The organism is Neisseria sp. P0021.S005 (assembly GCF_051956955.1).
Map to the genome: position 1 here is coordinate 1 of NZ_JBQCWY010000141.1, position 6,592 is coordinate 6,592.

General features: G+C 42.7%; 9 protein-coding genes and 1 pseudogene. 6 read left to right on the top strand and 4 right to left on the bottom strand.

The annotated features are described in order from the left end of the window. The 5 genes and pseudogenes from ACTHUE_RS09175 to ACTHUE_RS09195 form a co-directional block, all read left to right on the top strand. On the top strand, positions 1-1,253 hold a 1,253-nt coding region (locus ACTHUE_RS09175; RefSeq protein WP_440361154.1), incomplete at its 5' end, for an RHS domain-containing protein. Positions 1,254-1,265: 12 nt separating this feature from the next. Beyond that, positions 1,266-1,610 (top strand): annotated as a pseudogene (locus tag ACTHUE_RS09180) (RHS repeat-associated core domain-containing protein); the annotation flags it as partial. Between the two features lie 18 nt (positions 1,611-1,628). After that, entirely contained in the window at positions 1,629-1,892 is a 264-nt protein-coding gene (locus ACTHUE_RS09185; RefSeq protein ID WP_141744544.1) for a hypothetical protein, read from the top strand. Positions 1,893-2,002: 110 nt separating this feature from the next. After that, positions 2,003-2,293: a pentapeptide repeat-containing protein gene (locus ACTHUE_RS09190; protein ID WP_224783370.1), complete on the top strand. Its 291-nt coding sequence runs from the start codon at positions 2,003-2,005 to the stop codon at positions 2,291-2,293. 459 nt (positions 2,294-2,752) lie between these two features. Then, positions 2,753-3,235, top strand: a complete 483-nt coding sequence (locus ACTHUE_RS09195; RefSeq protein ID WP_004520529.1) for a hypothetical protein — start codon at positions 2,753-2,755, stop codon at positions 3,233-3,235. A gap of 609 nt (positions 3,236-3,844) precedes the next feature. Here the strand turns inward: ACTHUE_RS09195 and ACTHUE_RS09200 are convergent. Together ACTHUE_RS09200 and ACTHUE_RS09205 are read right to left on the bottom strand one after the other, a co-directional pair. Further along, positions 3,845-4,021, bottom strand: coding sequence for a tannase/feruloyl esterase family alpha/beta hydrolase (locus tag ACTHUE_RS09200; protein ID WP_157749784.1), 177 nt, complete (start codon positions 4,019-4,021; stop codon positions 3,845-3,847). Between the two features lie 162 nt (positions 4,022-4,183). Beyond that, positions 4,184-4,318 carry a hypothetical protein gene (locus ACTHUE_RS09205; protein WP_004520532.1) on the bottom strand — a complete coding sequence of 45 codons (135 nt, stop codon included), beginning with the start codon at positions 4,316-4,318 and terminating at the stop codon, positions 4,184-4,186. A gap of 79 nt (positions 4,319-4,397) precedes the next feature. Here ACTHUE_RS09205 and ACTHUE_RS09210 point away from each other — a divergent pair, with 79 nt between their 5' ends. Then, positions 4,398-4,826 (top strand): LysR family transcriptional regulator, encoded by a 429-nt coding sequence (locus ACTHUE_RS09210; protein ID WP_004520533.1) that lies wholly within the window; start codon positions 4,398-4,400, stop codon positions 4,824-4,826. Between the two features lie 74 nt (positions 4,827-4,900). Here ACTHUE_RS09210 and ACTHUE_RS09215 read toward each other — a convergent pair whose 3' ends face one another. Further along, complete coding sequence (locus tag ACTHUE_RS09215) at positions 4,901-5,941, bottom strand: LLM class flavin-dependent oxidoreductase (protein WP_440361155.1); 1,041 nt, start codon at positions 5,939-5,941, stop codon at positions 4,901-4,903. An 86-nt stretch (positions 5,942-6,027) separates the two neighbouring features. After that, positions 6,028-6,528, bottom strand: a complete 501-nt coding sequence (locus tag ACTHUE_RS09220) for an OsmC family protein (protein ID WP_440361156.1) — start codon at positions 6,526-6,528, stop codon at positions 6,028-6,030. Positions 6,529-6,592: the final 64 nt, after the last annotated feature.

Consider the following 6,592-nt stretch of genomic DNA (forward strand, 5'->3'; position numbering starts at 1 on the left):
TGGACGGCAACCTCGTCCGCGCCGCCAACAGTCACAGCATTACCTGCTTCGACTACAACGGCAACGGCCAAATCATCGGCCAGCACCAATGGAAAGTACCGGCTAAGGAAGAGAACGCCCGAAACGGATTGCCCGAAACCGACTGGCGCGATGCGCAGTACGATATGCTGTACCTGCCCGTTACCGAAAGCATCCGCTACCACTACGACTTCAACGGCAACCGTACCGCCACCATCCTGCCCGACGGCAGACAGATCAACTACCTGTATTACGGCAGCGGCCACCTACACCAAATCAGCCTCGACGACGAAGTCATCTCCGACATTGAACGCGATAAGCTGTACCGCGAAATCTACCGCACCCAGGGTAAACTCGCCAGCTGTTACGAACTCGACCCCTTAGGCCGTCTGAAAAAACAAATTGCCGCACTCAACGAGCTGACGCAGATCGAAACAGCGAAAAATGCAGTAACATCGGCTTATGCCGTCAAACGCAGCTACGGCTACGACCGCACCGGCAACCTGACCCACAGCACCGACCAACGGACGGGCACGACCCGGTTTGAATACGACAAACTGGGCCAGATTACCAAAGCGGATAGCGAAGTATTCGCCTTCGACCCCGCACACAATATCCTGTCCGACAACAACAGCCCTACCGTCCCCGACAACCGCCTACAAACCTACAACGGCAGCAGCTATTACTACGACGACCTCGGCAACCTGATCCACCGCGAACTGGCCGACGGCGAAGTGCAGAACTACTTCTACGATCTGCACGACCAACTGGTTAAAGCCGAAATCTTTAAAAAAGACGGTACGAAAGAAACTTGGGTGTACAGCTACGACGCCTTGGGCAGAAGGATAGGCAAAGGCTGTTTGAAAAACGAAGAAGTTTCAGAAACATCATTCCAGCATGATTTAAGCGGGAACGACCTCGAAAACCAAACCCGCTTCGTTTGGGACGGCAGCCACCTCTTGCAAGAAATCCACCCGAACGGCAGATATACCTATATCTACACCGATCCCGACAGCTACGAACCCTTGGCACAGGTACACAACCACACCAATGCCGAGGGCGAAAGCCGCCAACAAATCTACTACTTCCACTGCGACCAAATCGGCATCCCAAGAGAGATGACCGATAAGGACGGTAACCTCTTGTGGTTCGACAACTACACCGGCTGGTGCCTTCTGAAAGAGGAAACCAAGGTAACGGATAGCGCATACCAACCATTCCGATTACAGAACTAGTATTGCGACCGTGAAACGGGGTTGTATTACAACTTCTTCAGGTATTATGAGCCTGATGTGGGTCGGTTTGTAAATCAGGATCCGATTGGGTTGGGAGGTGGAAGTAACTTTTATCAATTTTCGACAAATATACAAAATATGATGGATCCTTGGGGATTAAATGCTGTTAGCATATCCAAATGGGCATTGTCTATGATTGTAATTGATACAATGACTCCAGACCCCACTGATGCGGCATTGCCTAAATGGATTGCATATGGGGGCTTGGAGCTGCCGCAACAGGTGTCGTTGCATCATCGGAGAGCGATACATGTACAGGAAAATGCCAAGAAGAAAAAAAACGTAAGAAATGTTTAGATGCAATAGCAGACAACAATGGTTACAGCGAAAACATCTTATCTAACATTACAAAAAAGTGTTTCCATCCCTGCTGCTGCGAGATACACAGCATTGATTGAAAAAGGTAGTATTGCCCCTCCAGTTAAAATGGATGGAAATACTATTGTAGATGGTAACCATAGAATGGTAGCCGGATTATTGTGTAATCAAATACCTGCCAGTACACCAGGAACTGCTCCATTATCTAAACCAAGAATACCTTTGAGAGATATACAACTAGACCCTATAGATTGGTGGTAATAAAAATGATATCAAATGACATTCAAGAATTACTTAAAAATATTACAAAGTCTCTAATTAAAATCGAAACAAAAGAATTAGATGTCTTAATTTCTAGACAGTTAATCCATATGGATAATATTGATTTTCACAGATACGAAATATCCCATAGGGAAATTGGAAGTCTTAAATTTTTTTTCTGTTCATTTCGTGGCGCTTTCATAAGCTATAGTTCCTTTACTAATTGTAATTTTATTAATTGTTCTTTTATTACGGCAATAGTTTGTAATACAAAATTTACTAATTGCACATTTATTAATTGTGTATTCAGATCAATGCATATACAAGATAATTTAATATCTAATTGCTCTTTTCAAAACTGCTATATAGAAGATAATATATTTTCTACAAATGAAATATAATTTATTACAATGTTGAACAAGGCATCCGAGCCGCCTTTTAGGCGGCAACAGCAGTAATTGCCTCTAGAGGCCATAAGGAGTATGTAGCAAACCAGAATCAGAGAAAACTGACCCCTGCTATTGTCCGCCAGGTACTTGTGGAATTGTTTATCTGAGGACACATCCTAAAACTGGCGAAAAATATGTAGGCCGAGCCAAATCCTCAATAAGATATTTTGCCAGGCAAAGAGAACATAATAGAGCATTCAGAGCAACTCACAGGTTTACCTTACTTGGGCAAACTAAATCTGGTCAATGTCTAGACCGATTGGAAGAAGATCACATTAGATTACAAGGCGGTATCAAGAGTCGAGGAGGACCTTTGGCCAATAAACGTCATCAGATGTCTGAACCTCGCTACCGTGCAGCAGGTGGAAAAATTCCCATGCCTTATTGAATTACAGAAAGGAACTTTAAAAAATGGCAAGAAAAAAACAGAAATGGCAGGTAGGCGATTATTTTGGCATTCCCATAGAAGATGATTTTTTAGCTGTTGGACAGATTCTTGGAAAATATGATTGGATAGGTGTAGCCTGCTTAATTACCAAAATGAAAATTTCCTCAAAAAACCTTCCTTTATATGAAGATATAAAAATAGATAAAAACGATATTATTGCTGCTATGTTTATTACTGAAGAATCGTTAGATAAAGGATTCTGGCCAATTATTCAAAAAGGTATAGTAAATAAAAATATACTGAAGCAATATTTTCCTAATATTGACTTAATTGAACAAGGAAATATTATTGGTATTAATACCGAAGGTTCAGCTATTATTGATGGTTTTATTAAAGCTTATTTTAGTCTAGCACCTTGGGATGACTGGCATGACCCCGAATACCTTGATAAACTTCTTATTTCTCCCGACAAAAAACCTGAAAATCTCATCTATAAGAACAAATGATCTATTCCAACTCAAAGCTTGTCCTGAAAGTAAAATGCTTCGTACTATTTGAAAAGCCTTCACGTAGCTTTCCAAATCTCGGTGTTAACGATGGCTTTATTTTGATTTCAGTTTGAGCAAGTTTTTTTTTAGATCGATCGTATTAGTTGTCTCAAGTTACAAGGATGGTTCAGCTTTTTTTGGTATAAACCCTCCGGGTACGACTGAAGCGGAAGCCTTAAGAAAATGTTAAGAACGAAGAAATTTACAATGTCTAAATTCTAATAGACAGGAGGCCGTCTGATATTCAGATGGCCTTTATAAATTAGCTATATGCTATGAGTTGAAGGTACTTAGTATCGTAATAAGTTTTCTACCCTCAACCCTACTACTACTCAATAATTAAGTGGTAGAGTTACAGCCAAATCTCTCTTAAAACCTATTGATTTTATACTAAAAATTGGAGTACTATGAGCACACTCTCTTGAGTACCATTAATTCTCATTTGACATATAGGAACAAAACAGCGGAATTTGTAGAAGAATAGGGAAAAGGAAATTAATTTATATTATGTTAAATTCATAACTCTACGATTTTAGTCTGCTAACTCCTGTTTCTTCAGTAGTACAATTACTTATATAAGCGCAAATCGACGCTGCCATCACAGTGGTTCAAACCTGGAATCGCAAAGAAACGGGAGAACTCTTCTGCGCCTTCGGCGTTATAAAGTAATACGTCATCGACCCTTTGGAAAGCACGATATTGCGTGCGTTTGGCTCGGCGGTTTGTGAATCTGTCAGTTTCCAACCGCGCCAACCTTCTTGGTTGATACCGCTATCGTAGAACCAGCCATTATAAATAGTTCGCCATGGCTATTTTTCGGACCACCGATGTAAAACAAAAAAAAACAGTCCGCAACTTCACTTTAAAGTTGCGGACTGTTTTTTTGTTTGGACTAGATTGAATGAATTAACCCAAGCTAGCTACTTTTTTCAACAACGCATCTGCCGCTAAAATTCCAAGATTATTTGATGCCAGCGGGCTGTCGCCAGTTAGCACATTACGATCTTTGTTTACTTGGCCGGTAATGTCTTCATTCAACACTTTGATGCAGTATAACCCTAGTATTCTGACTTAAAAATTAATAAAATAAGAATAAACTATTCTGAAAAAAGGAATAATAGTGAATAAACTAGAAGCCCTTCGCTATTTTTGCTCCGCTGCCGAAACCTTTAATTTTCGTGAAACCGCCCAGCGGCTCGCCGTTTCGCCTCAAGTCGTCACAAGAATGATCGCCGATCTCGAAGCCTTATTAGGTGAAAGTTTGTTCAAACGTAACACGCGAAACATCAAGCTCACTGAATTTGGCGAACAATTTTTGCCGAAAGCGACGCAATATTTGGCGGAAAGCGAACGGCTATTTGCTAAAAACAATGTAAAAGAAAAAGCAATGCAAGGTGTGGTACACCCTGCCGCCAATGCTTATAACGATGAAATTCTGTTTGAATTATTGACCGCACTTGAGCCCTACTCCGACATTGTGATTGATTGGCGGGTGGGAATTGATAAGCTCAAAAGTGTGGATGACCAAGCGAGTGGTGTGGGTGTATAACAAGTTGAAGGAGATGTTATTGTCGAAAATGGTTTAGGCATAAAACATGGCGAGATGATCTCGCCATGTTTTTATCACGATTGCTTATCCACAATCGATTTTAACATCGTATAAGATTGGGCTTGTTTTTGTTCATCAAAAATATAACTCACCGCCATAATTTCATCAAAATGTACCCGTTCACGCAGTTGCTTGAGTTGAAATTCCACACTTTCAGGACTACCGATAAGCGAACAAGCAGTCATTTGTTCCACTACGGCACGCTCTTGATTGTAAATCGGGATTTCCTCAAAATCGACTGGGCCAAAGTGTGGTTTCTTTTGGGCATGCATTTGGGCTTTCCAAACGTCTTCTTCTGACGCCATCGGTGGTTGTAAATTTTGTTGCGCATTAGTCACTATATTTAAGAAAAATAGTGTTTGTGTCGTCGCGAGTTGTCTCGCTTCGTTATCGGTTTCTGCAACAATCGCGTTCACACCTAAGATGACATAAGGTTCAGCAAGATAGGTAGAAGGTTTGAAGTTTTTGCGGTAAATCTCCACTGCCATTTCCATCATACGTGGCGCAAAGTGTGAAGCAAATGCATAAGGCAAGCCAAGTTCTGCCGCAAGATACGCACTTTCGGTGCTAGATCCTAAAATATAAAATGGTATATTCAAGCCGGCAGAAGGATATGCAGAAACCGGGTTGCAATCTTTAAAGTAACCGCGAAGTTCCGCAATTTCCGCAGGGAAATCCAGACTGTTTCGTCCACGACGAAGTGCTGCAGCCGTTTGCATATCAGTTCCTGGCGCACGCCCTAAACCGAGTTCAACACGGTTTGGATAAAGCGTCTCCAGTGTGCCATATTGCTCGGCCACCACATAAGGCGAATGATTCGGTAACATCACGCCGCCCGAGCCAACGCGCAAGGTCTTCGTATTGGCTAGCGTATGCTGAATTAAAAGTGCGGTCGCTGAACTCACCAAATTTTTCATATTATGATGCTCAGCAATCCAATAGCGCTCAATGCCAATGCACTCCGCGTGTTTTGCAAGATTCACCATCGAATCGACCGCTTGTAAATAAGTTTGCCCTTCACGAACGGGGGCAAGATTGAGAATGGAAAGTTTCATGGTGTTTCTCCTTATTGATTGAGCAAAGTGAAATCCAACATCACTTTCCCAAAACGAAATGAAAACAAGAAAACGTTTTGAGTCGTCTAGATTTTTTCCACAACCACTTTTGCCCGCGCTTTCAGGCTGTTCAACACTGGCGAGCTGGCGGCGGAGCGGTCAGCGAAATTTTGCAGGGTAGGAAGGTCTGCGTCGGCTTTTACTTTTATGGTTAGCACCAGATTATCCAGTCCGCCGTAGCCATCTTCCATGCCGAACAGTTTGGCCATGTCGATACCGCCCCTTGCGGATATTTCAAACTGTTCCAGTTTCACGCCTGCCAATGCTGCTTGCAACTCGAAACCTATGGAGCAGCAGCCTGCCGCAGCGCTGATCAGGTATTCCACCGGATTTGGGGCGGCGTTTTCACCGCCCATGTTTTTCGGTTCGTCTGTGGTAAAGGCAGGGAAGCGGCGCACGGAGATTTCATTCTTCGTGCCGGATACCCAGCGCGAATCGGCGCGTAATACTGCCTTGCCTTTTGCATGGTCGTTTTCAACCGCTGCCATGGTAGTTCGGAAACGTTCGATATCTAACCCGTTAATCATGTTTTGTCCTTTCATATGATGAATTGCAGATGGTTTTTCGCTACACTTACACGCCCATTTTCCA

What these genes read in the sequence shown, in the direction of transcription:
- ACTHUE_RS09195 (WP_004520529.1), top strand. Translation starts at nt 2,753, where the DNA reads ATGGCAAGAAAAAAACAGAAATGGCAGGTAGGCGATTATTTTGGCATT.
- ACTHUE_RS09215 (WP_440361155.1), bottom strand. Translation starts at nt 5,941, where the DNA reads ATGAAACTTTCCATTCTCAATCTTGCCCCCGTTCGTGAAGGGCAAACT.
- ACTHUE_RS09220 (WP_440361156.1), bottom strand. Translation starts at nt 6,528, where the DNA reads ATGATTAACGGGTTAGATATCGAACGTTTCCGAACTACCATGGCAGCG.
- ACTHUE_RS09190 (WP_224783370.1), top strand. Translation starts at nt 2,003, where the DNA reads ATGGATAATATTGATTTTCACAGATACGAAATATCCCATAGGGAAATT.
- ACTHUE_RS09185 (WP_141744544.1), top strand. Translation starts at nt 1,629, where the DNA reads ATGGTTACAGCGAAAACATCTTATCTAACATTACAAAAAAGTGTTTCC.